Origin of the sequence: Hwanghaeella sp. (assembly GCF_965227365.1) — a bacterium.
In the GTDB taxonomy this organism is placed as follows: domain Bacteria; phylum Pseudomonadota; class Alphaproteobacteria; order UBA8366; family Aestuariispiraceae; genus Hwanghaeella.
The window spans coordinates 5,176,743-5,203,396 of record NZ_OZ245754.1 but is presented as its reverse complement, the minus strand read 5'-3'; the positions used below and the strand labels follow the sequence as shown (position 1 = coordinate 5,203,396).

Sequence of the window (26,654 nt, the reverse complement as noted above, 5' to 3'; positions counted from 1 at the left end):
AGAAAATGAGTATTGCATTGGCAAACGCCGTTACGGCGGATGGTGTGATGAGCCCCGACCAGGTGGAAGCTGAAGTCCGTGCCATCGGTGCCCGCGCCCGCGCCGCATCGAAGATCCTTGCATTGGCCAAGACCGAGTCCAAGCGAAGGGCCCTGCGCGCCGCCGCGGGTGCGATCCGCGCCCGGGAAGCTGATCTGATTGCCGCCAACGAAAAAGACCTGGAGTTTGGTGGGAACAAGGGGCTGAGTAAGGCGATGATGGATCGCCTGCTGTTGACGCCCGATCGGATCGAGAGCATGGCGGCCGGCTTGGAAGCCATTGCCGAACTGTCCGACCCTGTGGGGCAGGTCATCGCCGAATGGGAGCGGCCCAACGGCCTTCGGATCCAACGCGTGCGCACGCCTTTGGGCGTGATCGGCGTGATCTACGAATCCCGGCCGAACGTTACCGCGGATGCCGGCGGCCTCTGCCTGTCCGCCGGAAACGCCGTGATCCTGCGCGGCGGGTCCGAAAGCTTGAACAGTTCCGGTTTGATCGCGGAATGCCTGCGCCAGGGACTGGCGGAAGCCGGCCTGCCCCAGGATGCGATCCAGATGATCCCGACGCGTGACCGCGAAGCGGTCGGCGCCCTGCTGCGAATGAGTGATTTCGTCGACGTGATTGTGCCGCGCGGCGGACGCGGGCTGATCGAGCGCGTGATGACGGACGCGCGCATGCCCGTCTTCGCCCATCTGGACGGCCTGTGCCATGTCTATGTCCATTCCGGTGCGGATCCAGAAAAGGCCCGCGCCATCGCCATCAATGCCAAGATGCGCCGCACCGGGATTTGCGGCGCGGCGGAAACCCTGCTGATCGACAAGGCGGTCGCGCCGACCTTACTGCCGACGATCCTTACCGAATTGTCCGGTGCCGGATGCGAGATCCGCGGCGATGACGAGACCCGCGGGCTGTTCCCCGATGCCTTGGCCGCGACCGACGAGGATTGGCGAACCGAGTATCTGGACAGCATCATCGCGGTACGCGTCGTGGACGGGCTGGAGCAGGCAATCGAACACATCAACACAATGGGATCCAATCATACCGATTCCATTGTGACGGAAGACGATACGGCCGCGGATGTCTTCCTGCGCGAAGTGGACAGCGCCATCGTCATGCATAATGCCTCAACCCAATTCGCCGATGGCGGGGAGTTCGGTATGGGCGCCGAGATCGGCATTTCGACCGGCAGGATGCATGCCCGGGGACCCGTTGGAACCGAGCAATTGACCAGCTTCCGTTATGTCGTCCGTGGGGACGGGCAGGTTCGGCCCTGACCGCAGCAATTTTTCGGAACTCTTTCGGTGAAAACACAAACCCGTCCGGGCAGGAAGCAGCGGCGCCGTTACGTCGGCCTGCTGGGCGGGTCCTTCAATCCAGCCCATGACGGACACTTGCACATTTCGAAAGAGGCCCTGAAACGGCTGCACCTGAACGAGGTGTGGTGGCTGGTATCGCCACAGAACCCGCTGAAGGACAGGGCCGGAATGGCGCCGCTGGAGGACCGAATGGCCTCCGCCAAGGCCGTCAGCGCCGGGGACCGCCGCATAAAGCCGACGGATATCGAGTTAAGACTGGGGACGACGTTCACGGCCGAAACCCTGCGTAAACTCGTACGGCGGCACCCTAATTTGCGGTTCGTCTGGCTGATGGGCTCGGATAACCTTATTCAAATACCGCGATGGCGGGACTGGAATAAAATCTTCATGCTGGTTCCCATTGCGGTTTTCACCCGTCCAACCTATGATTCCAAGGCGTTGTCGGGTAAGGCGGCGCAGCGCTATCGCCGGTACAGATTGCCGCTATCCGCGGTCGGCCGGCTGGCGCGGAGCCGTCCCCCGGTTTGGACTTTTGTCAATTTCCGCCGTCATCCGGCTTCGGCCACCGCCATCCGCGATGGCGAGACCGGCTAGGCAGCGGACAAACACGAAAGGGAGATGGGCGCCATAAGGACCCAGCAAAAAACGCAGTCCGCCATGGCCGTTTCCGGGCCAGCAGCGGCTGCATCGTTCAAGGATCTCGTCGTTAATTCGTTGGAAGACGACAAGGCTCAAGCCATCACGGTCATCGATTTGGCCGGGAAATCCACCCTCGCAGACTACATGGTGATTGCGTCCGGCACTTCCGCGCGCCACCTGTCGGCCATTTCGGACCATCTGGTCGAAAGGCTGAAAGCCGCCGATGCGCCGAAGGCCGTGGTCGACGGAAAGGACCAGGGGGATTGGGTGCTGATCGATGCCGGTGACGTCATCGTGCATCTGTTCCGGCCCGAGGTTCGCGAGTTCTACAATCTTGAAAAATTGTGGAACGCCGGATCGGCCCCCAAGCCGACAGTCGTCGAGACGGTGGATGAGCCGCATTCCGAGGGTGCGTCCCAGTAGGACCGAGGCCTTGGCCCGGTAACACGACCGGCATTGCAACCGGTAACACGAGGACCACCCGGTGGAGGTTCACCTGATTGCAGTAGGCCGCGCGCGCCGCGGCCCCGAACAAGCTTTGTTCGAGCATTATGCCGGACGGTTGCGCCATCCCTTCAAACTTATCGAAGTCGAAGAGAAACGTCCCCTGACCGGAACGGAATTGCAGGAACGTGAAGCAACACTGCTGCTTTCGGCAATTCCCGAAGGCGCCGTGGTGATCGCGCTCGATGAGCGCGGCAAGCATCTGGACAGTCCTGCTTTCGCGCGCGCCCTGTCGGACTGGCGAGACCAGGGCATCAGATCGACGACAATCCTGATCGGCGGGGCCGATGGGTTGACCGATGCTGTGCGGGCACGCGCCAATCTTGTCCTATGCCTCGGCAAAATGACCTGGCCGCATATGTTGGTTCGCGGCTTGATCGCCGAACAGCTCTATCGGGCTCAGCAGATCAATGCAGGTCACCCCTATCACCGGCAATAGACCGCGACGGCCTTAAACAAAAACCCCCGAACCAGCGTTCGGGGGTCTTTCTTGTCGCGACGGTTGGGCAGACGCTACTGCCGCTTCGCCAGGTTCGTCATGAAATTCGACACCTGGGACTGCAATCCCGAAAGCGCCGAGGAAACGGTTTCCGTCGTTTCCTGCAGCGATAGGATTCGCGTATTGCTCTCCTTCAACACCGATTGAAGCTGTTCGGCATTCCGGGACACCTCTCCTGAACTGTCCTGGGACGCGGAGACATCGTTCGCGATTTCCCGCGTCGCATCTGTTTGATCCGCGACCGACTGAGCAATCGCCGAGGTCGCCTCATTGATATCGTAGATCGTGCTGACGATACCGCCGATCTCTTCGCTCGCCTGGTGGGTTGCAGATTGGATGGCAGAGATCTGCTCGCTGATCTCCTCGGTCGCCTTCGCCGTCTGGTTGGCGAGGCTCTTCACTTCGTTCGCGACAACAGCAAAGCCTTTACCGGCATCTCCGGCCCGTGCAGCTTCGATCGTAGCGTTCAGCGCCAACAGGTTGGTCTGTTCGGCGATGTCGTTGATCAGTTTGATGACCTCACCGACACGATTGCTGGCATCCCGCAAGCTGACAACCTTCGTATTCGCTTGCTCCGCATTCTTCGCGGCAGCGCGGGCGACCTCTGCCGATTGCTCGGCCTGACGACCGATTTCGGTTATTGACTGCGACAGGTTGTGGGTCGCCTCGGCGACCCGGTTCACCATCGAAGACGAAGACTGAGTCGACGCCGAAACGGTTTGCGCGATCGTTTCCACCTGCTTCGCATTGTCCGCAACCTGGCCTGCCGATTGCTTGGACTGGCCGAACGCCCGGTCCAGATCCGCAATAACCCCGCCGATACTGCTTTCGAAATCCTGCACCAACGATGTCACAAGGCGTTCCCGCTCGGACTGCCGCTGTTCCTCCTCGGCACGCTGACGCTTCGCGATGTCCTGCTTTTCGATCTCGCCCTGTTTGAACACTTCCAACGCCTTGGCCATGCGGCCGATTTCGTCACCCCGGTCGGTATATTTGATTTCGGTGTTCAGATCGCCGCCGGAAATCCGCCCCATCATATCGGCAATGCTCAACAGCGGACCGGTGAGCATTTGCGTCGTCACGATCGCGATCAAAATGCCAAGAAGGATGGCGACGCCGCCGGCGATGAGGATGCCGTTGATGATCGATTGCAGCGTGGAATCCACGTTGGACTTCAAAACTCCCGCATACAGGATGCCGATAACCTTGCCGCCTGCGCCGAAAATCGGCTCATAAATCGTGTAGTATTCCTTGCCCAGGATGGTGGCTTCGCCGTTAAACGTCTTTCCCCCGGTCAGCACCGGATAGACCTTGCCTTTCTGTCCCAAGGGCGTCCCGACGGCGCGGCTGCCGTCATCCTTGATGATATTCGTCGTTTTCCGCCAGAAATCCCGCGACTCCTCGTCCCACTGGAAAACGGTGGCGGTTTCACCCGTTACGGCGCCGATCTCGTCGATCATGTCGTGGTTATCAAAAACCGGAATCTCGGGAATGGAGATTCTTGAGACGCGGCCGTCCTTGCTGATCGAGAACGTGGTCTCGGGATAAGACTTTCGCAGCAGTACCGCAGCCGTCCGGAGACTGGCGTTCTGACGGTCGATCACCTGCGAGGCGAGGTCCACGGAGAGGATGTAACTGGCACTGACGCCAACGGCTACCGCCGTCGCGACAATCAACAGTCCGACGACAACCGTCAGACGGACGCGAAGAGAGATTTTGTTGAACATGTTTCCCCAACACCTTGAAATTTGGGGATTTAATGGCACACGACGTTTAAAATAGTCTTAACTACTGTGCGGTCACCACCTTGGAATAATTATACATAACCTGATACCTGCATATTTATAAACGAAAGATCGCCCGGCACCAGTATTACAAAAACATTCCAGGTCGGTAGCCGCACCATGCGATACGGGAACAGTTAAATGCAATCGGCCGACGACAATTGCCGCCGGCCGAGTCTTTACAGGCATTATCCTGGCGTTCAGAGATAACCGAACTGCTTTGCCTTATCCATGTCCTTGGCAAGACGCTTGGCGGCGCGCCGCATCAAACGTCCTCCCTCCTTGGAGATACCCAATTGATCCGGGAAAGGAGGTCCCTTGCTGGTACGGTCAAGCAGACCGTAGTCCGACAGCAGGATCAGCAACCGGCGGATGGACTCCCGCGAAAGACCCAAGCCACCGAAAATTTCGAACAAGGCCGACTGGCTTAACAGCGGGTAGGTCTTCAGATTGCCGGCTGTATCGACGCCGAATTTCTTCAGCAGGTTTTGGTGCTTTTTCTGATTCAAACCGGCCGCATCGTATTCGAGCATGAACAGCAAGATGGAGTAGGCGGGAAAACTGACGAGCTGACTGACGTCGCTCGGAGAACTCTTCTCGGATTTTTCCGCAAGTTTTTCTACTTCTCGCTGAAAGCACTTCATGGCGAGCGCCGCCGAGCCCAGGACCGCAAAATCCACGTCGTCGGTTTGTGCCACTGTATTGTCCCCTCTTCTCTACACAGCAGATGAAACGCGCATCCAGGATCCGACTGGCATCCCTCAACTTATGCATTTCCGATCCGGCTTAAGGAGGCACTCGGACACGAAGGCGACCCCAAACAGTTTGGATTCGATTCGACCGACGGAAACGTCACCTGCTACTTTGTTACTCCGTTATGGGGGATATTCGTCCCTCCGGTACTTTATTGAGCGCCCAGGCTTCTATATAAACTGGGAAAAGCCATAGCATGAAATCAAGGGTATCGGGTTAAAAATCTACGATAATACCCATTTTTCTTCATCAAGCCTGTGTTTTCGGCTGAACGACACAACGAGACACCCTCATGACTGCCACCACCACCCGCGACGCAACGGCTCGACACACGGTCCGGCGTCCCGCTGTTCTCTGCATTCTCGACGGCTGGGGTGATCGGCCCGAACAGGACAACAATGCGATCGCTCAGGCCGATACGCCGGTCTTCGACGCGCTGCGCGCCAAGTGGCCCACGGCCCAATTGGACGCGTCGGAAGGTTTCGTCGGACTGCCATCCGGCCAAATGGGGAATTCCGAAGTCGGGCACATGAACATCGGCGCCGGCCGAGTAGTGATGCAGGATTTGCCGCGGATCGACGCGGCCATCGCGGACGGCTCCATCACCGCGCTTTCGGAATTGAAGAAGTTCATCGCCGATCTGAAGGAAACCGGTGGCACGGCGCATCTGATCGGCCTGATGTCTCCCGGCGGCGTGCATTCCCATCAGGATCACATCGCCGCGCTTGCGAATGTTCTCACGGAACAGGGCGTTCCCGTCGCCGTACACGCCATACTCGACGGTCGAGACACACCACCGAAAAGCGCGCAGGAGTTTCTCGCCAAGTTCCACCAGGACGCACCCAATGTGCGGATTGCCACGGTGGTCGGCCGTTTCTACGCCATGGACCGGGATCAGCGTTGGGACCGCGTCGGACTGGCCCGGGATGCCATTCGGGACGGAAAGGGTGTCAAAGCCGCGTCGGATACCGAAGCCCTGGGCGCGAGTTATCAGGACGGCAAGACCGATGAGTTCGTCCTGCCGACGGTCATTGCCGATTACCGGGGAATGAACGACGGGGACGGAATTCTGATGATGAATTTCCGCGCCGACCGGGTCCGGGAAGTTCTTCACGCCATGATCGACCCGGATTTCGACTCGATTCCCGACGACCGCCCGGTCCGGTTCGCCGCCGTCGCCGGTATGGTGGAGTATTCCGCCGACCTTGGCCGGATGATGGACGTCCTTTTCCCGCCGGAGGACCTGCCGGCAACCTTGGGCGAAGTCGTCGCATCCAAATCGCTGAAACAGCTGAGGATCGCGGAAACCGAGAAATACGCCCATGTGACATTCTTCTTCAATGGCGGGCGGGAAGATGTCTTTGATGGCGAGGACCGTATCCTGGTTCCGTCGCCCAAAGTCGCGACCTACGATCTGCAACCGGAAATGTCCGCCGTCGAGGTGACCGACAAACTCGTCGCCGCAATTGATAGCGATACCTACGACCTGATCGTCGTCAATTATGCCAACACGGACATGGTCGGGCATACCGGCGACATCAATGCGGCGATCAAGGCGGTGGAAACGGTCGATACCTGCCTCGGTCGCCTGCAGGAATCGGTCCTGCGGGCCGGCGGCGTCATGTTGATCACCGCCGATCACGGCAACGCGGAGATGATGGTCGACGCCTCCACGGGCCAGGCCCATACCGCGCATACCATGAACCGCGTGCCGCTTATCCTGGTCGGTGCGGAAGAGATCAGCGCGATCAAATCGGGCCGCTTAGCTGACCTGGCGCCGACATTGCTGGCCCTGATGAGCATAGAACAGCCGGCCGAAATGACCGGCGTCTCTTTGATCGACCAGCCCCATCCCAACCAGGCGGCGGCCGAATAGGCGTGTCCGGCACGGCGGCATCCGCTCACGCTCGTTCCAAGGCGGCGGCTTGCCCACGACCCGCCTTCCGCCGCGCGGTAATGGCCGCTCTGCTGCTTCTTCCTCTGGTCACCAACCCCGGTCCCGCCCGGGCCCAACAGGCCCAGGAAAGCGCCGAGACTCTGAAACGCACCCAGCAGGAACTGCAGAAGGCCCGGAATGAGAAACGCGCCCTTGCCGAACAGCGCGAAGCCTTGGCCAAGGAGCTGCAGGATCTGAGGCAGAAATTGATCCATGCGGCCCAGGACACACAGGAACGGGAAAGCATTATCACCAATCTTGAAGGTCAGCTGGATCAGCTGGCTGGAGAAAAGAAACGCCGAACCGCGGCCTTGCGGCAGCGCGGCGTGCAGCTCTCGGGCACACTCAGTGCGTTGACACGGCTGTCGCGGAATCCGCCTCAAAGCATACTCTTCCAGCCCGGCGGGCCGCTGCAGGCGGTACGTGGCTCGCTATTGCTTCGCACGTCGGTTCCAACACTTCGGGATCAGGCGGATGTTCTGCGCGATGAATTGGCCGCGCTGGAAACGGTTGAAGCGGATATTCTGGACAAGCTGACGGAACTTGGCGACGCGGAACGCGATCTGGCCGGAGATCGCAAGAAATTGAACGCCCTGATCGCGGAAAAGAAGAGCTTGATGGCGCGTGCCAACGCAGCGGTGGAAGCCGCTGACGACCGGGTGGCAAAACTGGTGAAACAAGCGGCGAGTCTAGAGGAACTGGTGGCCAAACTGTCGGCCCTGCCGCCCAAGGACGGGAAAGGCCAAGGCGCCGGGGTCGCCCCGGTGGCGCCCCGCAAGCCAGCCCCGACGGCGCCGGACGGTGAGACATCGGCGGTTGAAGGTGGGGAATCCGCCATCGCCGCGCTCACATCACCGCCTGTGGGCCTGCGCCCGTTTCCAGCGAGCGGAACCATCAACCGGCCGGTCAGCGGCAAGGTCGTTCGACGGTATGGACAGGACACCGGCTTCGGGCATACCAGCAAGGGGATCGTCATCCAGGCCCGTCCCAATGCGCAAATAACCGCCCCCTTCGACGGCAAGGTGGCCTTCGCGGGGCCGTTCCAGAAACTGGGCCTCATCTTGATAATCGAACATTCCGACGGATATCATTCCGTGCTGGCCGGTTTATCGAGAGTGGACGTGGCTGCGGGTCAATGGGTGCTGGCGGGAGAACCGGTCGGCGCCATGGGAATAAAGGCCGAGGATGGAGCAGAGGACGCGGACCGACCGGAACTGTATGTTGAATTGCGTCGCGACGGCCAACCGGTTAATCCATTACGCTGGATATCCGCGAAGGATGAAAATGCCGCACCTACGACCGGCGCCAGATCCAAGACGTGAAACCAGACAGTAGAACGACCATCTATAGCCAGCGACCGAATGCCCACCAATCGAATGAAAGTCAGGACATGATGCAAAGCGTTCGTACCACCCTCTTTGCCTTAGGCCTCGGTGTCTCCCTTCTGGGTGGCGGCGCAATGTTAAGCGCGGGCAGTGCCTGGGCCCAGGACGAGGCCAGCAAGCCCGACACCTATGAATTGCTGGACCTGTTCGGCGAGGTGTTCGAACGCATCCGCAACGATTATGTCGAAGAGGTGGAGGACGAAGATCTACTGGAAGCAGCGATCCAGGGCATGCTGCGTAACCTGGATCCGCACTCGACCTATCTGAACCAAAAGAACTTCCAGTCGATCCGACAGCAGACCCGGGGCGAGTTCGGCGGCCTCGGCATCGAGGTTACGCTGGACGAAACCGGCTATGTCCGCGTCGTCGCGCCGATCGACGATACACCGGCCTTCCGCGCGGGCATTCAGTCCGGCGACCTGATCACGGAACTTGACGGCGTCGCGGTGCAGGGTTTGACCCTGGGCGAAGCGGTCGAGAAAATGCGCGGCGAAGTCGGCAGCGATATCATCCTGACGATCCTGCGCGGCGATCAGGAGCCGTTCAAAACGACGGTGACGCGCGATCGGATCAAGGTACAGTCCGTGCGCCACCGGATCGAAGCCGGTGATATCGGCTATCTGCGGATTTCAAGCTTCACCGGTCAGACCCAGGCCGGCCTCGACAAAGCCATCGCGGCCGTCAAGGAAGAGGCGGGCGACGGTCTGAAAGGCTTTATCCTGGACCTGCGCAGCAACCCGGGCGGTCTTCTGGACCAGGCCATTTCCGTATCCGACACGTTCCTGGAAAAGGGTGAGGTCGTCTCGACCCGCGGTCGCGATCCGGAAAACGCCCAACGCTATCATGCGACGCCGGGCGACCAGATCGACGGTCTCCCACTGATCGTACTGATCAATGGCGGATCCGCCAGCGCATCCGAGATTGTGGCCGGCGCCCTGCAGGACCACGGCCGAGCCATCATCCTGGGCACGCAGTCCTTCGGCAAGGGATCAGTACAGACGATCGTACCTCTGAGCCGCGCCGGGACCGCCATCAAACTGACGACCCAGCGCTACTACACGCCAAGCGGCCGGTCGATCCAGCAGAAGGGGATCTCCCCGGATATCCTGGTGGAGCGCGCAAGGGTCGAGTTGCTCGACGGCGGCCAGTTGCGCAGTGAAGCGGATCTGCGCGGCGCCCTCACCAATGACCAGGACGGGGCCGGAACGGAAACCGAAGGTGCCGACACTGAAGGCACCGCAAACGATGCGAGCGTGGACGAAACCGTCGAATCCAGCAATCTTCAGGATTATCAGCTGGCAAGAGCGCTGGATCTGCTGCACGGGATTGCCTTGTATCGCAATCGGGAAGCAAACTGATCCTGCGCGATCGGTTGAACGACGAGCCAGGCCGGCCCGCACGCGTCGCGACGCGGCGTTCCGGCGGCTTGGTTCCGTCGCAGACGGTGGCGATGACAAATCGAGGGTGAGAATCACTGAAGATTCCGCTTAAAATTTCCCCGTTGAAGCGTCCCTCCCTGCCGACGCCACGGATAGCCGCGTCCCTCAAGAGCAAAGCTTTCGAGAACCTACCCTTCCTGCGTAAAAAGCAGGAAGAAGGCGCGCCGGCTTTCGACCCTGATGATACCAGTTATCTGGAGCCGACGACGTTCCAGAAACGCCTGCCGTGGATTGCCGTCATCGGCGCCTATCTACTGCTGTTCGTCTCGATCGGCGGCATCGCCGCCTATCTCATCGCGACGGAAGACCAGATCCTTGCGGAAATGCAGGAGAACCGTCCACGCGTCACCCTTGAAGCCGACAAGATCTCGGTACGAAACCTGAACGAAACCGCCGGGGCTGAAGCCGAGGCCGGCGACACGTCGGAAACCGGTACCGACGGCCGAGACCAAGTCGGCGCCATTGATCAGAACCAGGGGGGTGACGCTCAAAGCGACCAAAGCGGAGCGGCGCCCGGTGGCGCACCATCCGCCCCCAGCCCCGATAGCCTAGGCGCCCTGCTGCAGGCACATCCCGATCCGGGCCTGATAGAAGACAGCCCCGTCGGCCCACTTCCGATCATCGGCGCGGACGGACGGATGCCGTGGCGCGTCTACAGCCGCGCTTACGGTGTGCTGGAAACACGCCCGCGCATTTCGATCGTGCTGACGGATCTGGGCATCAATACGCGGCGGACCGAACAGGCGATCGAGCTACCAGGCGCGGTCACCCTGGCCTTCGCACCGTATTCGCGGAACGTGGAGAACTGGATCCAGAAGGCGCGCGACGCCGGGCATGAAGTGCTGCTGACCTTGCCGATGGAGCCGCGCGACTTCCCGCGCAGCGATCCCGGGCCTTTCGCATTGATGAACTCCCTGGATGCGGAACAGAATATCCGTCGCCTGGAATGGATCATGAGCCGCGCGACCGGTTATGTCGGGCTGGTCAGCTACCAGGGCAGCGGGTTCGCCGCCAACCCGCGTTCGGTAAAGCCGCTGATGGCCGATCTGCGAAGCCGCGGCCTTCTCTATCTCGACGGAAAACAGACCGCGGCCTCCATCGCCCTCCGATCCGCTGATGCCGCCGGTGTCCCCGCGGCCCAGGCAGACCTGATCCTGGATTTGGAACTGGGGCGCGCGGCGGTGCTGAAACAGCTGAAACTCGCGGAGTCCCTGGCGCGGGCAAACGGTTCTGTCATCGCAATCGGGCGGCCCTATCCGGTGACCCTGGACCGTATCCGTATCTGGATGCGCAGCCTCTCCGAAAGCGGCTTCGCCGTCACGCCGCTCTCCGGCATCATCGCCGAACGCACGGCCAGCTGACCTGCCCCGCCTTTCCGTATCGTTCTTTCCGCCAGCTTGACCTTGCCGACCATTGCCCGATCAGTAGGGTAGACGGCAATACAACAAGAACCGTCAGGAATGGGGAGAATCGATCGATGGCCGATGGGGAAACCGATGACCGTCCGTACCGGCCTTGCGTCGGGGTCATGCTGCTGAATACGGCCGGACTGGTGTTTGTCGGTAACCGCATAGACGTGCCCGGCGATCATTGGCAAATGCCGCAAGGCGGTATCGACGAAGGGGAGAGCCCCGCCGAGGCCGCGTTCCGGGAAGTTCAGGAAGAAACCGGGATCGCGCCGGAAAAGGTCCGCCTGATCCGGGAAAGTTCCCGTTGGCTGCATTACGACCTGCCGGGCGGATTGTCTCGCAGGATCTGGAAAGGGCGCTATCGCGGCCAGAAACAGCGTTGGTTCGCGATGCGCTTCCTAGGCGATGACGGCGATATCGATCTGGAATTCCACACACCGGAATTCGGCGCCTATCGGTGGGCTTCAATTATCGATCTGCCGAACCTGATCGTTCCGTTCAAGCGGGATACCTACGAACAGGTCGTTGACGAATTCCGGGACGTCGCACTTCCCGGCCAATGATTATTTAGGAAGATTTTCTGTTTCGCGGTCCCTTAGTACCGCTGCGCTCCGTGAATTCTTGACATCGAAAAGCCTTTTATCGTTTAAAAATACTATTGTGTGAGTTAGCGGGCGAAGAATTTCCCGCATAAGGGTAGAAACCGCGTCCATGAGCGATCTTGGTGTGCTGGTCCCCATTCTCGCGCCATCCGGGTTCGGCACTAGGCAATCGGCGTCATCCAACACCGTGGAAAACGGTGAACGGGTTGGCTTGTCCGCATCTTCGATCGGCACCACAACCGATATAGAACAATCCGCAGCCCCGAATCCTGCTGCCGTAGATCCCCTGACCGGTCTGGCATTAGGGGGGCTATCCGCCGGTTTGGTCGCGACCCTGCAGGAGGCCGACGATCAAACGGGGCAGTCCGGTGGCGATGACGGTGCGGGAGACAATTCCGGAACCCAGGAGGCCGAGGAAAACGGCGAAGATGGGGATGCGCCGGTCCGCCCAGAAGGAAGCGGGACCGCCGGGCCGACCAATCTGACACCTGAAGAACAACAAGTCGTCCAGGAGTTGGAGCGCACGGATGCTGAGATCCGGCGCCACGAACAGGCTCATGCGGCCGCCGGCGGACCCTATGCCGGTGCTCCGAGCTACGACTATACGCGCGGCCCCGATGGTCGGCTTTACGCCATCGGTGGCGATGTCCAGATTGATGTCGCCGTCGTTCCGGGCAATCCTCAGGCGACCATACAAAAAATGCAAACCGTGCGCCGTGCTGCCTTGGCGCCGGCAACTCCCAGTCCGCAAGATCAACGCGTCGCTGCCATCGCCCAACAACGAATTATCGAAGCACGGCGAGAACAGGCCGATCTTGAGCTGGAGGAACGGCAAGCCGCAGCGGAAAAGCGGGAAGAGGCACAGGAACGGGCTCAGGGCCTGCAACCGGCTGCAGCTTCCAGTCTAAGCGGCGGGGAGGCTGTCGAACCGAACACCGCGGCCACGATCCCTGCCCTGACCGTCGGTGCGTCGACCGTTTCCGGCCCGGTGACCACAACTGGTGAACTGTTGAACGTGATTGCGTAACGACCCGGCTTCAAAGTTGCCGAACCGTTTGAATCAGCCGGTTTGCGCGCGCCTGCGCAGGAACATCCATCCCATATTGCCGATCGCTTTTGCGAGATGGCCGTTCGACGGGACCCCGATGGCTTTCAACATCATTGCCGCGGCCTTCATGACATGTTCCTTGCCGTATTGGCGAAAGGCTCGGCTCGTATAGTTCCGCGCATCGCGGACACGGTCATAGGCGGTTGCCGGGTCTGTATTGGCCACATAAAAGGCATAGGCTAGTTCATCGTCCTCCGTTTCGCCCAATCGCCCAAGAGCGACCCGGAATCGGCCGAAACGACCGAGGCCTTCCAGCTTCTGATAACGGCGCATATGGTCGTAAAACAGCTTGTAGTGCCTGAATTCGTCGGCGGCGATCTTCTTGCAGATTTGCGCCAGGACGGGTTCCTCGGCCTGTTTCGAGATGGCCGTGTAGTAGGAACTGGTGCCGGTCTCCACGATGCATCGGGCGACGAGTTCGCCGGTACGGGACCCTCTCTTCGACGAGGTCGCGCCTTCCTCGAACGGACGATAGCCTTCAACGAAACGTTTGAAAGCGCTATCGAAATCGAAACTGGGATCCGCCAGCGTCGCCCATTTCGCAAGCGCCTTGCCGTGCTGGACCTCTTCCACGCCCCAACGGCGCACCTCGGTCAGGAAAGCCTGATCCCCGTCGAACACCTTGCACAAAAAGTCGGTGTATTCGCCGCCGTTATGTTCGACCAGCGACGCTGCTTTAACCAGTTTCAGTAGTTCGGGATCGACTTTCGACGGATCAAATCGATCCCAGTCGATATCGTCTAGCGACCAATGCGCCGGCATACATCCCCACCCATGTTTCGACCAAACCGAATAGCCGGCGGTCAGTAAACAGGATGGTTCACCGCCTCCAGCTTGCCATTTTCAACCGCAATTGCGGCTTCCAGGGCAGCACGTTCCTCGTCGTTATCCGCGACCGAGATTTCGTCCCGCAGGTCCTTGATATGCTGCTCAACTGCGGAAGTTTCAATATCATCCAAAGATGTAGCCTGTTCCGCAAGGACCGTGCAACGTTCCGGCATAACTTCCGCGAAACCGCCCTCAACGAAAAGACGTTTCACTACCTGCCCATTTTCAAACACGCAGATCGTGCCCATCCGGATCTGGGTGATGACCGGGGCATGGCCGGGCAATACGCCGATATCGCCCTCAACGCCGGGAAGAACGACCATTTCAACGTCTTCGGAGAGCAGCAGCTTCTCCGGTGAGACAAGATCGAACGCCACCTTATCGGCCATCGACTTTTACTCCATACCCCGTGTCGTACTTCAGATGCTTCAGGCAGGGCCCTTAGAGGCCTGCTGAAACCCAAACGGTAACTTAGGCCGCTTCCGCCGCCATGCGTTGCGCCTTTTCGATCGCTTCCTCGATGGAACCGACCATGTAGAACGCCGCTTCCGGCAAGTCGTCGTGTTCACCGTCGATGATCTGCTGGAAGCCTTTGATCGTGTCTTCCAGTTCGACGTACTTACCCGGCGAACCGGTGAAGACTTCCGCGACGTGGAACGGCTGCGACAGGAAGCGCTGCAGCTTACGGGCGCGGGCCACGGTCAACTTGTCGTCTTCCGACAGTTCGTCCATGCCGAGAATGGCGATGATTTCCTGCAGACCCTTGTACTGCTGCAGGGTTTCCTGAACACGGCGCGCAACGCGGTAGTGGTTTTCGCCAACCGTGCCCGGCTCCAGGATGCGCGACGTGGAGTCGAGCGGATCCACCGCCGGGTAGATACCCAATTCCGCAATCGAACGGGACAGAACGGTCGTCGCGTCCAAGTGCGAGAAAGTCGTGGCAGGCGCCGGGTCGGTCAAGTCATCGGCCGGGACGTACACGGCCTGGACCGACGTGATCGAGCCCTTTTTCGTGGAGGTGATGCGTTCCTGCATCGCACCCATGTCGGTACCCAGCGTCGGCTGATAGCCCACCGCGGAAGGAATACGGCCCAGCAGAGCGGACACTTCCGAACCCGCCTGCGTAAAGCGGAAGATGTTGTCGACGAAGAACAGCACGTCCTGGCCTTCCTCATCACGGAAATATTCCGCCTGGGTCAGACCGGTCAGGGCGACACGCGCACGCGCACCCGGGGGTTCGTTCATCTGACCATAGACCAACGACACCTTGGAGTCGCCGTCCAGGTTGATAACGCCGGATTCCATCATTTCGTGATACAGGTCGTTCCCTTCACGGGTACGTTCACCAACACCGGCAAACACGGAGTAACCGCCGTGCCCCTTCGCGATGTTGTTGATCAACTCCATGATCAGAACGGTCTTGCCGACACCGGCGCCGCCGAACAGGCCGATCTTACCGCCCTTCGGATACGGCGTCAGAAGGTCAACGACCTTGATGCCCGTGACGAGCTGTTCGGTTTCCGTCGCCTGGTCGACATAGTCCGGCGCGGCCCGGTGGATCGGGGCCCGCGTTTTCGTGCCGACATCGCCGCGCTCGTCAACCGGCTCGCCGATGACGTTCATGATGCGGCCAAGCGTTTCGGGACCGACCGGAACGGAGATCGGGGCGCCCGTGTCTTCGACTTCCTGGCCGCGAACCAGACCTTCGGTCGTGTCCATGGCGATCGTGCGAACGGTGTTTTCGCCCAGATGCTGCGCCACTTCCAGGACCAGCTTCTGGCCGTTGTTGGTGGTGTGCAGCGCGTTCAAGATCGGCGGCAAGTCGCCGTCAAAATGCGCATCCACGACGGCGCCAAGCACCTGCGTAATCCGACCGACAGTGTTCTTCGCCATTAATCCGCTCCTACTTCTCAGCTCCGGGCTCTTGCTTTTTCAAGGCCCTACCGGGTCATCCCCCGGCTGGTGTTCAGTTTATAGCGCTTCCGCGCCGGAAATAATTTCGATCAGTTCCTTGGTGATCTGCGCCTGGCGGGACCGGTTGTACGTGATCGACAGCTTGTTGATCATGTCACCGGCGTTCCGGGTCGCGTTGTCCATCGCCGTCATCCGCGCACCCTGTTCCCCGGCAAAGCTTTCCAGCATTGCGCGGAACACCTGGGTCGACAGATTCTTCGGCAACAAGGCCGCAAGGATCTTTTCTTCTTCCGGTTCGAACTCGTAGACCGCCGAAGCGCCGCCCGCTGCCGGCTTTTCTTCCTCTTCGCCTTCCGGAACCGCGAAGGGGATCAACTGGAGCGGCGTAACCACTTGGGTCAGGGCCGACACGAACTTGTTGTAATAGATCGTGCAGACATCGAACTCGCCAGCCTCGAACATCGAGGTCACCTTGTCCGCCACCATGGCCGCGCCTTCGAAGGTCGGTACCGGCTTGGCCAGTTCTTCATAGGCCTCGACGAAAAGCCCGCGGAATTCACGGCGCAGCAGGCCGACGCCCTTGCGGCCGATAACCAGCAGCTTGACCGTCTTGCCCTCGGCCTGAAGCGCCAGGATGCGTTGCCGCACGGCACGGACAATAGAGCCGTTGAACCCACCGCAAAGCCCGCGGTCCGAGGTCACGACGACCAGCAAATGGGTGTCTTCCTTGCCGGTGCCGCTCAACATTGCCGGTGCGCCGGCGGAGGAAGTCCCCGCCGCCAGCGATCCCAGCATGCGCTCGATCCGTTCGGCATAAGGCCGAGCCGCTTCGGCCATGTCCTGCGCCTTGCGCAGCTTCGCCGCCGCGACCATTTTCATCGCGGAGGTGATGCGCTGCGTCGATTTCACGCTGGAAATCCGCGCTTTCAGTTCCTTCAAGCTGGCCATCTAGCCACCCCTGCCCTTTCGATCGCTACTTTCGACAAACCCGATTTCGAAGACCAACCTTCGCCGATTAGGCGAAGGTTTTCGCGAACGCTTCCAGGGCGCCCTTGATCTTTTCTTCAGCCTCTTCCGAGAGCTGACCGGAATTGTCGATTTCGTTCATCACGTCGGCGTATTCGGACCGCATGTGATCCAGCAAGGTCTTTTCGAACCGGCCGACATCGGCAACCGCGACCTTGTCGAGGTAACCCTTGGTACCGGCATAGATGCTGACGACCTGCTCGGAAACCTTCAGCGGCTGGTACTGCGGCTGCTTCAGGAGCTCGGTCAGACGCGCACCACGGGCCAGCAGACGCTGGGTCGAGGCATCGAGGTCCGACGCGAACTGTGCGAAGGCTTCCATTTCGCGGTACTGTGCGAGTTCCAGTTTGATCGAACCCGCAACCTTCTTCATCGCCTTGGTTTGGGCGGCGGAACCCACGCGGCTGACCGACAGGCCGACGTTAATGGCCGGGCGGACACCCTTATAGAACAGCGTGGTTTCCAGGAAGATCTGACCGTCGGTGATCGAGATCACGTTGGTCGGAATGTAGGCCGAGACGTCGTTCGCCTGGGTTTCAATGACCGGCAGCGCGGTCAACGAACCGGCGCCGTTTTCGTCGTTCATCTTCGCGGCGCGTTCCAGCAGGCGCGAGTGAATGTAGAAAACGTCACCCGGATAGGCTTCACGGCCCGGCGGGCGGCGAAGCAGCAGGGACATCTGACGATAGGCGGTCGCCTGCTTCGACAGGTCATCATAGAAGATGGCGGCGTGCATACCGTTGTCGCGGAAGTACTCACCCATGGCGCAACCGGTATACGGGGCCAGGAACTGCAGCGGCGCCGGATCGGAGGCCGTGGCGGCGACGACGATCGTGTAGTCCAGCGCGCCGTTGTCGGCGAGGGTCTTCACGACCTGTGCAACCGAGGAACGCTTCTGACCGATGGCGACGTAGATGCAGTACAGCTTCTTCGATTCGTCATTGCCTTCGTTAATCGGCTTCTGGTTGATGATCGTGTCCAGGATAACGGCGGTCTTGCCGGTCTGGCGGTCACCAATGACCAGTTCCCGCTGACCGCGGCCGATCGGCACCAGGGCGTCCAACGCCTTCAGGCCGGTCTGCACCGGTTCGTGCACGGACTTACGCGGGATGATGCCCGGCGCCTTCAATTCGGCGAGGCGGCGCTCATCACCCTCGATCGGACCCTTGCCGTCGATCGGGTTGCCGAGACCGTCGACAACGCGGCCCAGAAGGCCCTTGCCGACCGGCACGTCGACGATATCGCCGGTACGCTTGACCGTGTCGCCTTCCTTAATGTCGCGGTCGTCACCGAAGATAACGACACCGACATTGTCGGCTTCAAGGTTCAGCGCCATCCCTTTGATGCCGCCCGGGAATTCGACCATTTCACCGGCCTGGACGTTATCGAGGCCGTAAACGCGCGCGACCCCGTCACCGACGGAGATCACCTGACCGACTTCGGCCACATCCGCTTCAGTGCCGAAGTTGGCAATCTGGTCCTTGAGGATTGCGGAAATTTCCGCGGCCCGGAGTTCCATGCCCTAAGCCCCCTTCATCGCAAGCTTGAGTTTCTGCAATTGCGTCGACAGAGACGAATCCACCATGCGGCTGCCGACCTTTACGATCAGCCCGCCGATCAGGGAGGGATCGACCCGATGTTCCACGGCAACCTTGCCGCCGACAACTTTCTTCAAAGCCTCTTCCACCGCGCTGATCTGCGCATCGCTGAGCGAACGGGCGGAGGTCACTTCCGCCGTTACTTCGCCCCGGCGCGAGGCAAGCTCGGCTAGGAAGGCTTTCGTAATCGCGCCCAACGCAAACAAACGGCGATGAGCGGCAAGATAACCAATGAATTTGCTGGTAAGTTCCGAGGCGCCGGCCTTGTCCAGGATGGCGGACATCGCCTTCCCCTGGTCGGCCCGGGAGATCACCGGGCTGCGCACCATGCGACGAAGGTCGTCGCTTTCGGAAACCAGCTGCTCAACTGTGCGGAGATCCTCTGCAACCGGATCCAACGCTTTCTGCTCGTCCGCGAGGTCGAACAGCGCCTTCGCGTAGCGAGCGGCGATTTCGTTCACACCACCTTTGGCAGCCACGATATGGAGACCCCTGTTTTGCTGGTTCGCCAGAGCCCGAAAACCCGTGGCAAACTTCCCCAAAAGACTTATTGGCGGGCTTTTGTCCCGCGCGCGCCGCCGTTTATAGGAACCCAGCCGCCGGACGCAACCTTTTTCGAGCAGGTCCGTCAGCAAAAACCGGAATTTATCCCAAGTCCGCACGCGCCCGGATTTCTCCGCGCGGCGAGGATGTAGCATAGGGCCATGCCCTGTTCAAGCTGGCGAAAGGCATAAGAAAAAGCGTGATTTTCGGGGCAACCCGAGGCGTTGGGGAGAATGCCCCTTGCCGCCGGGCCGCCTCCGCCGCCCCGAATCCCCGCGATGAATGGCCGCGCCCGCTCAGGAGGCGAAGCTCAACGCGAAAATCCGCATCTTATTGCTGCGGCCGCGCGGTTCGAATTCACCCAGATCCTCGACCTCCACACCCGGCGGTGCGCCGAGGCGGTCGATCAGGTCGCCGGATGCCATGACCTCCTTGCCGAAGGTCCGGCATGCCTGCTCGATCCGCGCCGTAGCGTTCACCGCATCGCCGACGAAAACGAACTCCTTCTTGGCGGAGCCCATTTCCCCGACCACCACCGGACCCAGGTGCAAGCCGGCCCGGAAGGAGGGAAATACGCCATAGGTCTCTTCGTAATGGGCCCGCCGGGCCTCTAGAGCCTTGTAGATTTCCCCGACCACGAGGATGCAATTCGCGTTTCTCAGGCCCTCCCGGACGGGCCAGGACGCGACCATCTCATCCCCTACATAACGATGAATCTCGCCATGCCGGCGCAGAATCGGGTCGGTCAGGTCGATATAGAAATCGTTCAGCATGGCGTGAAACGTCACATCACCCAGTTTTTCGGTCAGCTGGGTACTGCCGACCATGTCCAGGAAAAGGAAAACGCGCTCCTCCCGAGTCGGTCGGTGATAGCGGCCGACAAGAAACCGGAGCAACACCTTCGGCCCCAGCAATTCGTGGATCGCGTATACGAAGTTGAACACGAAGGACGCCACTAGCGAGAAGACGATGTCCTTCCGGATGTCCAAGAGGAATTCGAAAAATGGTCCGTCCTCGTTCGGCGCACCGAGATGCTGGGACACCAAAGCAAAAACAATGATGGCCGTATAAACGATGGTTCGCAGGACCAGGGACACCGTGAAGGGGATGCTCAGGAAGAAGCGCTTCCAACGTCCACGGGCGCCGAACACTTCGAAAATCCCGGCGAGGGTCGCGATCGTCGTACCCACATAGGCCCCGCGTAGGGCGCTGATGACGCCGACCTCGTAGGAAATCTGCGTATACAGGATGCCAACGATGGCGCCGAAAACGGCGAAGGTCACCACGCGTTTCATGCTATCCCTTTCACCCTGTCTTGGGTCCGTAGCGCGTTTCTACAGGAAACTGTAGGGATCCACATCCACCTGCAAACGCACGGCGTTCGGCACCTGAACCTTGCCCAGCCAATCGATCAGGACCTTCTGAACGCTGACATCCCGACTGGTCTTCAACAGAAGCCGCCGGCGGTAACGCCCGCGCAGCAACGCCAGCGGCGCCGGGGCGGGCCCCAGGACGGTCAGCCCCCTTCCATGCGGCGCAGCCCGGCCGATGGCCTGCGCCACCCGGTCGACCAATCCTTCGTCGGGCCCTGAGACGATCAAAGCTGCCAGGCGGCCGAAAGGAGGAAAGTCGAATTCCTCCCGCATGCGCAGCTCCGCTTCCAGGAAACCGTCCCGATCGTGCCGGGCCAATGCCTGCATGACTGGGACCGTCGGGCTGGCGGTTTGCAGCATCACCCGCCCCGGCAGACCTTCGCGCCCCGCCCGACCGGCGACCTGATACATCAACTGATAGGTTCTCTCTCCCGCGCGCAGATCGCCGCCATTGAGGCCGAGATCCGCGTCGACGACGCCGACCAGGGTCAATCGCGGAAAGTGATAGCCCTTGGCGACGATCTGGGTTCCGATGACAACGTCGATCTCGCCGTTCTCCATGCGTTCCACAAAAGCGGCGGCCTGAAGCGGCCCACGAATGGTGTCCGAGGTCACGACCTCTATCCTCGCCTCAGGCAGCAGCAGCGTCGCTTCTTCCAGCAGTCGCTCCACGCCGGGCCCACAGGCTGCGAAACTGTCTGTATCGTCGCAGGAGGGGCACTGCTGCGGCACGCCCGTGGTGAAGCCGCAGTGATGGCATTGCAGGCTGCGGGTGAACCGGTGCTCGACCAGCCAGGCGGAGCAATTGGGACAGGCGAGCCGATGCCCACATGTACGGCACAACGTTAATGGCGCATAGCCCCTGCGGTTCAGGAACAACAGGGACTGCTCGCCAGCCGCCAGATTGTCTTCCAGCGCCTTGCGCAAGGTCGGTGTCAGCCATTGCTGCCGGCCCGGCTTGTCCTTGGTGATGTCGATCAGTTCTACCGTCGGCATGGTCGCCGCGCCATGGCGTTCCGGCAGGTGCAGCAGCCGATATCGGCCTTCCTTTGCGTTCAAGAGACTTTCGAGTGACGGGGTCGCTGAAACCAGGATGACCGGGATTTCCCCCAATCGGCCCCGCACCACCGCCATGTCCCGAGCGTGATAGGCGACACCGTCTTCCTGTTTAAAGGCGGTTTCATGTTCCTCATCCACCACGATCAGGCCCAAATCGGGAAAAGGCAGATGCAGGGCCGAGCGCGCGCCGACGACGATCCGTGCCCGCCCCTCAGCAATACCCCGCCAAGTGCGGCGTCGCTGCCCCTGTGTCAGGTCCGAATGCCATTCCGCGGGCGCCGCGCCGAATCGCTGCTCGAACCGCGCCAGCCATTGGGAAGAAAGCGCGATTTCCGGCAGCAGGACGAGCACCTGCTTGCCCGCCGCCAGAGCCGCGGCGATCGCCTCGAAATAGACCTCGGTCTTGCCCGACCCCGTGACCCCGTCGAGCAGGGTGACGGAAAACCCCTCACCCGCCGCGGCGGCAACCTGACCGGCGGCAACTTTCTGGTCCCCGGAAAGCTCGGGGCCCGGCAGATTGGGATCCGGCGGCGTCCAGCGCGCCTCATCCGGGATCTGTACCGTCTCCAGCGCGCCGGCCTCGGCCAGTCCCTTGATGACCGAAGAGGATACCCCTGCCATGGACGCCAATTCGCTTGCAGGATGGGCGAAACCGTCCGATGCTGCGGCCAGCACCCGCCGGCGCGCGGTGGTCACCTTGATGCCGAGTGTCTCCACATCGACCTCGGCCAAGCGGTAGGCGGGCCGCGTCGTCGGCGGTTCCAACGCCGATTGGACGCTCATCGCCATGCGCAGCACATTGCCCGGCGGAGAAAGATAATAAGCAGCCAACCATTCCACGAAGGACCGATTCGCGCTTGGCAGCGGCGGCACATCCAGCAGGCCGGCGATGTCGCGCAGCTTCGATTCCAGCACGTCGCTGTCGGTCGACAGCCCCCAGATCACGCCGGCGACAAGCCTATTTCCCAGCGGCACCGCGACGAAGGATCCGATTTCCGCCGCCATATCAAGAGGAAGGCGATAATCGTACGCGCCGTCCAACGGTAGCGGGATCAGGACCTTGACGCGCGTGCCCGGTTCGACCATCACCCTACCGCCCGCCGGGCGGTTTGCCGACGGCGAGGCCGAATTGGCAGCGGACGGCGGCATGGGGTAGATTTCTCCTTGCTGTCGGTCATTTGGTTTTCCAACCGGGTTTGCCCTTATAGACGACTCGCCGGACTGTCACGCGAAGGCAACCTGCGAAGAGTTCGGACACTAGCGAAAGACGAGAGACACGCGCATGAAATTCTTCATCGATACCGCCGACATTGACGAGATTCGCGATTTGGCGGCAACGGGATTGGTCGACGGAGTAACCACCAATCCTTCGCTGATCGCCAAGACGGGCCGGAACTTCCTCGATGTCGTGGCCGAAATCTGCGACGTGGTCGACGGTCCGGTCAGCGCTGAATGCGTCGCGACCGATCATGAAACGATGATGAAGGAAGCGGCGAAGCTGTCGGCGATCGCCGACAACGTTGCCATCAAGGTGCCGTTGACGCCGGACGGGTTGAAGACCTGCAAGGCGCTCAGCGACCTGGGCACCATGGTGAACGTCACGCTCTGCTTCTCCGCCGCACAGGCGATCCTTGCCGCCAAGGCAGGCGCTACCTTCATTTCGCCCTTCGTCGGCCGCCTGGACGACATCGGCGAAGACGGTATGCAGCTGATCGCCGATATCTGCGAGGTATATTCGAATTACGATTTCCGGACCGAGGTCCTGGTCGCGTCCATCCGTGGCCCGCGTCATGTTGTGATCGCCGGTCAGCTCGGCGCCGAAGTCGCGACCCTGCCGCCGAACGTATTGCGGCAGATGTTCAAACACCCGCTGACCGATAAGGGCTTGGACGCCTTCCTGGCGGATTGGGCCAAGACCGGTCAGACGATCCTTTAATGATCAGCACAGCAGGGTTTCGGGGCGTCTAAACATGGCAAAAGGGTCGGAACCGGCACAGGCCGTCTCCACGGTGGACAAGGAACAGGTCCTGCAGTTTCTGCGGGACAATCCCGGTTTCCTGCTGGAAAACGCGGAAGCGTTGAGCGCCCTCGCCCTGCCCGAACGCGAGCTGGGCGACGGCGTGATCGACCTGCAGCAGGCACTGATCGGCCGCCTGCGGGAAAAGGTGGAACAGACCGAAGACGTCGCCCGGCTGCTGATCGACAACAGCCGGGATAATCTGTCGACCACCGCGCGGATCCATGAATGCGTCCTGAAACTGCTGGATGCGACCAGCTTCGAGCAGTTGATCGAGATCGCCACGGTGGATTTGGCCGTGCTGTTGGACGTCGATGCGGTGACCCTCTGCGTCGAATCGAACGGGGCTTTCGGCGTGCCGGTGCAATCGCTGAGGCTGATGCCCGAAGGGGCGGTGGCAAGCGCCCTGCGCGGTCGGCAATCGATCATCCTGGAACAGGATGTCTCGGCGGATCCGGCAATCTTCGCGTCGGCCGCTTCCCTGATCGCGTCGCAGGCGATCGTCCGCCTGGACATTTCGGCCGAAGCGCCGCCCGCCCTTCTTGCTTTCGGCAGCCGCGACCGCGCCCGTTTCCACAGCGGTCAGGCAACAGAATTGCTGCAATTCCTGGCCCGCGTGCTGGAAAAGCTGATTCGGGTCTGGCTGGACCTGCCGGAAGATGACGAGGACTAGAAGCCCTTCGACGCCGGACGACATTCCGCTCGCGATCGCGCCGGGCATCCAACCGGTCTTTGCTTCCTTTTTGGAATGGTTGCGGCTGGAGCGCCGTGTTTCGCCCAACACGGTTGCGGGATATTCCCGGGACCTGGGATCTTTTTTTTCCTTTCTCGCGGAACATACCGGCGAAGACCTGACCGTCGGCGTTCTGGAAGGCCTGAAACCGTTCGATTTCCGCGCCTGGCTGGCGCATCGCGTGAAGGACGGCCTGGGTGCGACGAGCAACGCCCGCGCCCTTTCGGCGATCCGCACTTTTTACAAATGGCTGGAAAAGACCGGCAGGGGAGAAAACCATGCCGTTCGCGCCATCCGCGGGCCGAAACTTCCTTCCGCCGTCCCGAAAGCACTGTCGCAAGCAGATGCGGAAATCCTGATCGACGAGATCGACCTGTTGGCGGCCGAACCCTGGATCGGGGCCCGCGATTGCGCCCTTGTTTCCCTGCTCTACGGCTGCGGCTTGCGTATCGCCGAGGCCCTGGACCTCAACCAATCGGATATCCCGGAAAAATCCAAGGGCAGCGCCATGCTGCGTGTCATCGGCAAGGGTCGCAAGGAACGCCTGACGCCGCTGTTGCCGGTGGTATCTGAGGCGATTGCCGAATACCGGAAGCTTTGCCCGTACACGCCCGGCGCCGACGGCCCCCTTTTCATCGGGGCCAGGGGCAAACGCCTGAACCCGTCCGTCGCCCGGAAGGTCCTGCAAACGGCACGGCGCGGTTTGGGCCTGCCGGAAACAGCATCCCCCCACGCGCTGCGCCATTCCTTCGCCACACATCTGCTGGCCGGCGGCGGAGATCTACGCACCATTCAGGAACTGTTGGGCCACGCCTCACTGTCGACGACGCAACGCTACACCCAGGTCGACACCGCCACCCTGATGGCCGAATACGCCAAGGCGCATCCGCGAGCGCGCTAAGCGACCTCGCCCTCACCCGCCCGCGACCAATCCCGGCCTACAGCCAATCCTCCTCGAACGGATAGGTGCTGAGTTGCTTGGCGCCGGCTGCGGTCACCAGAACCTGTTCTTCCAGCTTGATGCATTCCCGCCCGCCTTCCGTGCCGACAAGGCTCTCGACACACAGCGTCATGCCTTCCTGAATCATCCCGTCATAGCCGGCATGGTCCCAATCCTGAGCATAGACCACGCCGGGATACTCATCGCACAACCCTACGCCATGGAAGACGACCGAGTAGCGGTTCGCCAGAAACTCCTCCGGCAGCTTGAAGCTCTTTTCCGAAAATTCCTTGAAGCTCATGCCCGGGCGCATCAGGTCGATGTTGAAACGGATCTGTTCCCGTGCAACGGCGTAAAGCCTGCGCTGTTCCTCATTTGGCCGGCCGCCACCACAGAGCCAGGTGCGGGAGATATCGGAGCAATAGCCGTTCGGACCGACCAGGTCTGTGTCGAAACTGACCAGATCACCCTTCTCGATCACCCGATGACCACATTCCTGAAACCATGGATTTGTCCGCGGACCCGAAGTCAGCAGCCTCGTTTCGATCCACTCGCCGCCTAGTTCGATATTCGTCTGATGCAGGATGGACCAAAGCTTGTTTTCCGTGATGCCGGGTTCCAGGGCGTCACGCATCCGGCGCATGCCTTCCTGACAGGCGGCGAGCGATTCCCGCATCGCCGCCAGTTCCAGCTCACTCTTGATCTCTCTGGCGATTTCCATGACCTGCTGGCCATCCTGGATATCAACCTGGCGCTTTTCCAGCGCCCAGACGCCCATGGGATCCAGCTTGTCGACGGCGATGCGGTGATTGCCGCCACAATGCTGATTGATCAGGTCCAGCAATTCATCGGCCCAGGATTGGACTCGGTTGGGCGCTTCGTCCCCGGCGCCGAAATAGAACCATCCCGTTGCCGGGCGAACCTCGTCAACGACTTCGATCGCTGCCGAAAGGTGCCCGCAGCCATGGAAGTCAAAGAGCGTGATAGGCCCTTCCGTCGGGATGAAAGCGTACCGAACGGCATTGTGCAGGGTCCAGACCTGCATGTTCGACGTGTCCGTCGCATAGCGGATGTTAAGCGGGTCATAGAGCAGGATGCCGCCATAGTCGCGGCGGCGCAGTTGCTCCCGAACGCGTCCCAATCGATACGCGCGCAATGCCTTGTGATCGACCGCGGTAGCGTGGAACGCGGTCACCGGCCTGTTTCCCTG

At 60.9% G+C, this 26,654-nt stretch carries 24 protein-coding genes; 13 read left to right on the top strand and 11 right to left on the bottom strand.

What is annotated here, in order from left to right; all coding sequences use genetic code 11:
* Nucleotides 1–47: 47 nt before the first annotated feature.
* From ACQK2G_RS23985 to rlmH, 4 genes are all read left to right on the top strand, one after another.
* A complete protein-coding gene (locus ACQK2G_RS23985; RefSeq protein WP_425407696.1) occupies nt 48–1,313 on the top strand; it encodes a glutamate-5-semialdehyde dehydrogenase in 1,266 nt (421 codons plus the stop codon).
* 27 nt (nt 1,314–1,340) lie between these two features.
* On the top strand, nt 1,341–1,949 hold the full coding sequence (locus ACQK2G_RS23980; protein ID WP_425407563.1) for a nicotinate-nucleotide adenylyltransferase: 609 nt from the start codon (nt 1,341–1,343) through the stop codon (nt 1,947–1,949).
* A gap of 24 nt (nt 1,950–1,973) precedes the next feature.
* Nucleotides 1,974–2,417: a ribosome silencing factor gene (rsfS, locus tag ACQK2G_RS23975; protein ID WP_425407562.1), complete on the top strand. Its 444-nt coding sequence runs from the start codon at nt 1,974–1,976 to the stop codon at nt 2,415–2,417.
* Nucleotides 2,418–2,478: 61 nt separating this feature from the next.
* On the top strand, nt 2,479–2,937 hold the full coding sequence (gene rlmH, locus ACQK2G_RS23970) for a 23S rRNA (pseudouridine(1915)-N(3))-methyltransferase RlmH (RefSeq protein ID WP_425407561.1): 459 nt from the start codon (nt 2,479–2,481) through the stop codon (nt 2,935–2,937).
* 74 nt (nt 2,938–3,011) lie between these two features.
* Here the strand turns inward: rlmH and ACQK2G_RS23965 are convergent, their stop codons facing one another.
* Together ACQK2G_RS23965 and ACQK2G_RS23960 are read right to left on the bottom strand one after the other, a co-directional pair.
* Nucleotides 3,012–4,724: a methyl-accepting chemotaxis protein gene (locus ACQK2G_RS23965; protein ID WP_425407560.1), complete on the bottom strand. Its 1,713-nt coding sequence runs from the start codon at nt 4,722–4,724 to the stop codon at nt 3,012–3,014.
* A 257-nt stretch (nt 4,725–4,981) separates the two neighbouring features.
* Nucleotides 4,982–5,479 carry a hypothetical protein gene (locus tag ACQK2G_RS23960; RefSeq protein ID WP_425407559.1) on the bottom strand — a complete coding sequence of 166 codons (498 nt, stop codon included), beginning with the start codon at nt 5,477–5,479 and terminating at the stop codon, nt 4,982–4,984.
* 347 nt (nt 5,480–5,826) lie between these two features.
* Between ACQK2G_RS23960 and gpmI the strand changes: the two genes are divergently transcribed.
* The 6 genes from gpmI to ACQK2G_RS23930 all read left to right on the top strand — a co-directional run bounded on the left by gpmI (nt 5,827) and on the right by ACQK2G_RS23930 (nt 13,332).
* Nucleotides 5,827–7,410 carry a 2,3-bisphosphoglycerate-independent phosphoglycerate mutase gene (gene gpmI, locus ACQK2G_RS23955; RefSeq protein ID WP_425407558.1) on the top strand — a complete coding sequence of 528 codons (1,584 nt, stop codon included), beginning with the start codon at nt 5,827–5,829 and terminating at the stop codon, nt 7,408–7,410.
* An 80-nt stretch (nt 7,411–7,490) separates the two neighbouring features.
* Nucleotides 7,491–8,792 carry a murein hydrolase activator EnvC family protein gene (locus ACQK2G_RS23950; protein WP_425407557.1) on the top strand — a complete coding sequence of 434 codons (1,302 nt, stop codon included), beginning with the start codon at nt 7,491–7,493 and terminating at the stop codon, nt 8,790–8,792.
* 137 nt (nt 8,793–8,929) lie between these two features.
* Nucleotides 8,930–10,213 carry a S41 family peptidase gene (locus ACQK2G_RS23945; protein ID WP_425407556.1) on the top strand — a complete coding sequence of 428 codons (1,284 nt, stop codon included), beginning with the start codon at nt 8,930–8,932 and terminating at the stop codon, nt 10,211–10,213.
* 143 nt (nt 10,214–10,356) lie between these two features.
* The gene (locus tag ACQK2G_RS23940; protein WP_425407555.1) at nt 10,357–11,655 is read left to right on the top strand and encodes a divergent polysaccharide deacetylase family protein; all 1,299 of its coding nucleotides are present in this window, start codon (nt 10,357–10,359) and stop codon (nt 11,653–11,655) included.
* A 116-nt stretch (nt 11,656–11,771) separates the two neighbouring features.
* Nucleotides 11,772–12,266: an RNA pyrophosphohydrolase gene (locus ACQK2G_RS23935; protein WP_425407554.1), complete on the top strand. Its 495-nt coding sequence runs from the start codon at nt 11,772–11,774 to the stop codon at nt 12,264–12,266.
* A 148-nt stretch (nt 12,267–12,414) separates the two neighbouring features.
* On the top strand, nt 12,415–13,332 hold the full coding sequence (locus ACQK2G_RS23930) for a putative metalloprotease CJM1_0395 family protein (protein WP_425407553.1): 918 nt from the start codon (nt 12,415–12,417) through the stop codon (nt 13,330–13,332).
* Between the two features lie 33 nt (nt 13,333–13,365).
* Here ACQK2G_RS23930 and ACQK2G_RS23925 read toward each other — a convergent pair whose 3' ends face one another.
* The 8 genes from ACQK2G_RS23925 to ACQK2G_RS23890 all read right to left on the bottom strand — a co-directional run bounded on the left by ACQK2G_RS23925 (nt 13,366) and on the right by ACQK2G_RS23890 (nt 22,903).
* Nucleotides 13,366–14,175: an acyl-ACP desaturase gene (locus ACQK2G_RS23925; RefSeq protein WP_425407552.1), complete on the bottom strand. Its 810-nt coding sequence runs from the start codon at nt 14,173–14,175 to the stop codon at nt 13,366–13,368.
* A gap of 41 nt (nt 14,176–14,216) precedes the next feature.
* Nucleotides 14,217–14,630 carry an ATP synthase F1 subunit epsilon gene (gene atpC, locus ACQK2G_RS23920; protein ID WP_425407551.1) on the bottom strand — a complete coding sequence of 138 codons (414 nt, stop codon included), beginning with the start codon at nt 14,628–14,630 and terminating at the stop codon, nt 14,217–14,219.
* A gap of 82 nt (nt 14,631–14,712) precedes the next feature.
* Entirely contained in the window at nt 14,713–16,134 is a 1,422-nt protein-coding gene (gene atpD, locus ACQK2G_RS23915) for a F0F1 ATP synthase subunit beta (protein ID WP_425407550.1), read from the bottom strand.
* Between the two features lie 78 nt (nt 16,135–16,212).
* A complete protein-coding gene (locus tag ACQK2G_RS23910; RefSeq protein WP_425407549.1) occupies nt 16,213–17,103 on the bottom strand; it encodes a F0F1 ATP synthase subunit gamma in 891 nt (296 codons plus the stop codon).
* A 67-nt stretch (nt 17,104–17,170) separates the two neighbouring features.
* Nucleotides 17,171–18,700 (bottom strand): F0F1 ATP synthase subunit alpha, encoded by a 1,530-nt coding sequence (gene atpA / locus ACQK2G_RS23905; RefSeq protein WP_425407548.1) that lies wholly within the window; start codon nt 18,698–18,700, stop codon nt 17,171–17,173.
* Nucleotides 18,701–18,703: 3 nt separating this feature from the next.
* Complete coding sequence (locus tag ACQK2G_RS23900) at nt 18,704–19,258, bottom strand: F0F1 ATP synthase subunit delta (RefSeq protein WP_425407547.1); 555 nt, start codon at nt 19,256–19,258, stop codon at nt 18,704–18,706.
* A 360-nt stretch (nt 19,259–19,618) separates the two neighbouring features.
* Nucleotides 19,619–20,617: an adenylate/guanylate cyclase domain-containing protein gene (locus ACQK2G_RS23895; protein WP_425407546.1), complete on the bottom strand. Its 999-nt coding sequence runs from the start codon at nt 20,615–20,617 to the stop codon at nt 19,619–19,621.
* Nucleotides 20,618–20,656: 39 nt separating this feature from the next.
* Complete coding sequence (locus ACQK2G_RS23890; protein WP_425407545.1) at nt 20,657–22,903, bottom strand: primosomal protein N'; 2,247 nt, start codon at nt 22,901–22,903, stop codon at nt 20,657–20,659.
* Between the two features lie 133 nt (nt 22,904–23,036).
* On the opposite strand from ACQK2G_RS23890, the gene fsa reads away from it, so the two are divergent.
* Genes fsa through ACQK2G_RS23875 form a run of 3 tightly spaced genes read left to right on the top strand, consistent with a single transcriptional unit; the run spans nt 23,037 to nt 25,405 of the window.
* Nucleotides 23,037–23,690 (top strand): fructose-6-phosphate aldolase, encoded by a 654-nt coding sequence (gene fsa, locus ACQK2G_RS23885; RefSeq protein ID WP_425407544.1) that lies wholly within the window; start codon nt 23,037–23,039, stop codon nt 23,688–23,690.
* 34 nt (nt 23,691–23,724) lie between these two features.
* On the top strand, nt 23,725–24,444 hold the full coding sequence (locus ACQK2G_RS23880) for a DUF484 family protein (protein ID WP_425407543.1): 720 nt from the start codon (nt 23,725–23,727) through the stop codon (nt 24,442–24,444).
* Nucleotides 24,431–25,405 carry a tyrosine recombinase XerC gene (locus ACQK2G_RS23875; RefSeq protein ID WP_425407542.1) on the top strand — a complete coding sequence of 325 codons (975 nt, stop codon included), beginning with the start codon at nt 24,431–24,433 and terminating at the stop codon, nt 25,403–25,405. Before ACQK2G_RS23880 ends, ACQK2G_RS23875 begins: the two co-directional genes overlap by 14 nt.
* A gap of 37 nt (nt 25,406–25,442) precedes the next feature.
* On the opposite strand, the gene ACQK2G_RS23870 is transcribed toward ACQK2G_RS23875, so the two are convergent.
* Nucleotides 25,443–26,639: a M24 family metallopeptidase gene (locus ACQK2G_RS23870; RefSeq protein ID WP_425407541.1), complete on the bottom strand. Its 1,197-nt coding sequence runs from the start codon at nt 26,637–26,639 to the stop codon at nt 25,443–25,445.
* Between the last annotated feature and the right edge of the window lie 15 nt (nt 26,640–26,654).

What these genes read in the sequence shown, in the direction of transcription:
- ACQK2G_RS23910 (WP_425407549.1), bottom strand. Translation starts at nt 17,103, where the DNA reads ATGGCCAGCTTGAAGGAACTGAAAGCGCGGATTTCCAGCGTGAAATCG.
- ACQK2G_RS23890 (WP_425407545.1), bottom strand. Translation starts at nt 22,903, where the DNA reads ATGCCGCCGTCCGCTGCCAATTCGGCCTCGCCGTCGGCAAACCGCCCG.
- ACQK2G_RS23925 (WP_425407552.1), bottom strand. Translation starts at nt 14,175, where the DNA reads ATGCCGGCGCATTGGTCGCTAGACGATATCGACTGGGATCGATTTGAT.
- fsa (WP_425407544.1), top strand. Translation starts at nt 23,037, where the DNA reads ATGAAATTCTTCATCGATACCGCCGACATTGACGAGATTCGCGATTTG.
- gpmI (WP_425407558.1), top strand. Translation starts at nt 5,827, where the DNA reads ATGACTGCCACCACCACCCGCGACGCAACGGCTCGACACACGGTCCGG.
- ACQK2G_RS23895 (WP_425407546.1), bottom strand. Translation starts at nt 20,617, where the DNA reads ATGAAACGCGTGGTGACCTTCGCCGTTTTCGGCGCCATCGTTGGCATC.
- atpA (WP_425407548.1), bottom strand. Translation starts at nt 18,700, where the DNA reads ATGGAACTCCGGGCCGCGGAAATTTCCGCAATCCTCAAGGACCAGATT.
- atpD (WP_425407550.1), bottom strand. Translation starts at nt 16,134, where the DNA reads ATGGCGAAGAACACTGTCGGTCGGATTACGCAGGTGCTTGGCGCCGTC.
- ACQK2G_RS23935 (WP_425407554.1), top strand. Translation starts at nt 11,772, where the DNA reads ATGGCCGATGGGGAAACCGATGACCGTCCGTACCGGCCTTGCGTCGGG.
- ACQK2G_RS23950 (WP_425407557.1), top strand. Translation starts at nt 7,491, where the DNA reads ATGGCCGCTCTGCTGCTTCTTCCTCTGGTCACCAACCCCGGTCCCGCC.
- ACQK2G_RS23930 (WP_425407553.1), top strand. Translation starts at nt 12,415, where the DNA reads ATGAGCGATCTTGGTGTGCTGGTCCCCATTCTCGCGCCATCCGGGTTC.
- rsfS (WP_425407562.1), top strand. Translation starts at nt 1,974, where the DNA reads ATGGGCGCCATAAGGACCCAGCAAAAAACGCAGTCCGCCATGGCCGTT.
- ACQK2G_RS23880 (WP_425407543.1), top strand. Translation starts at nt 23,725, where the DNA reads ATGGCAAAAGGGTCGGAACCGGCACAGGCCGTCTCCACGGTGGACAAG.
- ACQK2G_RS23985 (WP_425407696.1), top strand. Translation starts at nt 48, where the DNA reads ATGAGCCCCGACCAGGTGGAAGCTGAAGTCCGTGCCATCGGTGCCCGC.
- atpC (WP_425407551.1), bottom strand. Translation starts at nt 14,630, where the DNA reads ATGGCCGATAAGGTGGCGTTCGATCTTGTCTCACCGGAGAAGCTGCTG.
- ACQK2G_RS23875 (WP_425407542.1), top strand. Translation starts at nt 24,431, where the DNA reads ATGACGAGGACTAGAAGCCCTTCGACGCCGGACGACATTCCGCTCGCG.
- ACQK2G_RS23965 (WP_425407560.1), bottom strand. Translation starts at nt 4,724, where the DNA reads ATGTTCAACAAAATCTCTCTTCGCGTCCGTCTGACGGTTGTCGTCGGA.
- ACQK2G_RS23945 (WP_425407556.1), top strand. Translation starts at nt 8,930, where the DNA reads ATGTTAAGCGCGGGCAGTGCCTGGGCCCAGGACGAGGCCAGCAAGCCC.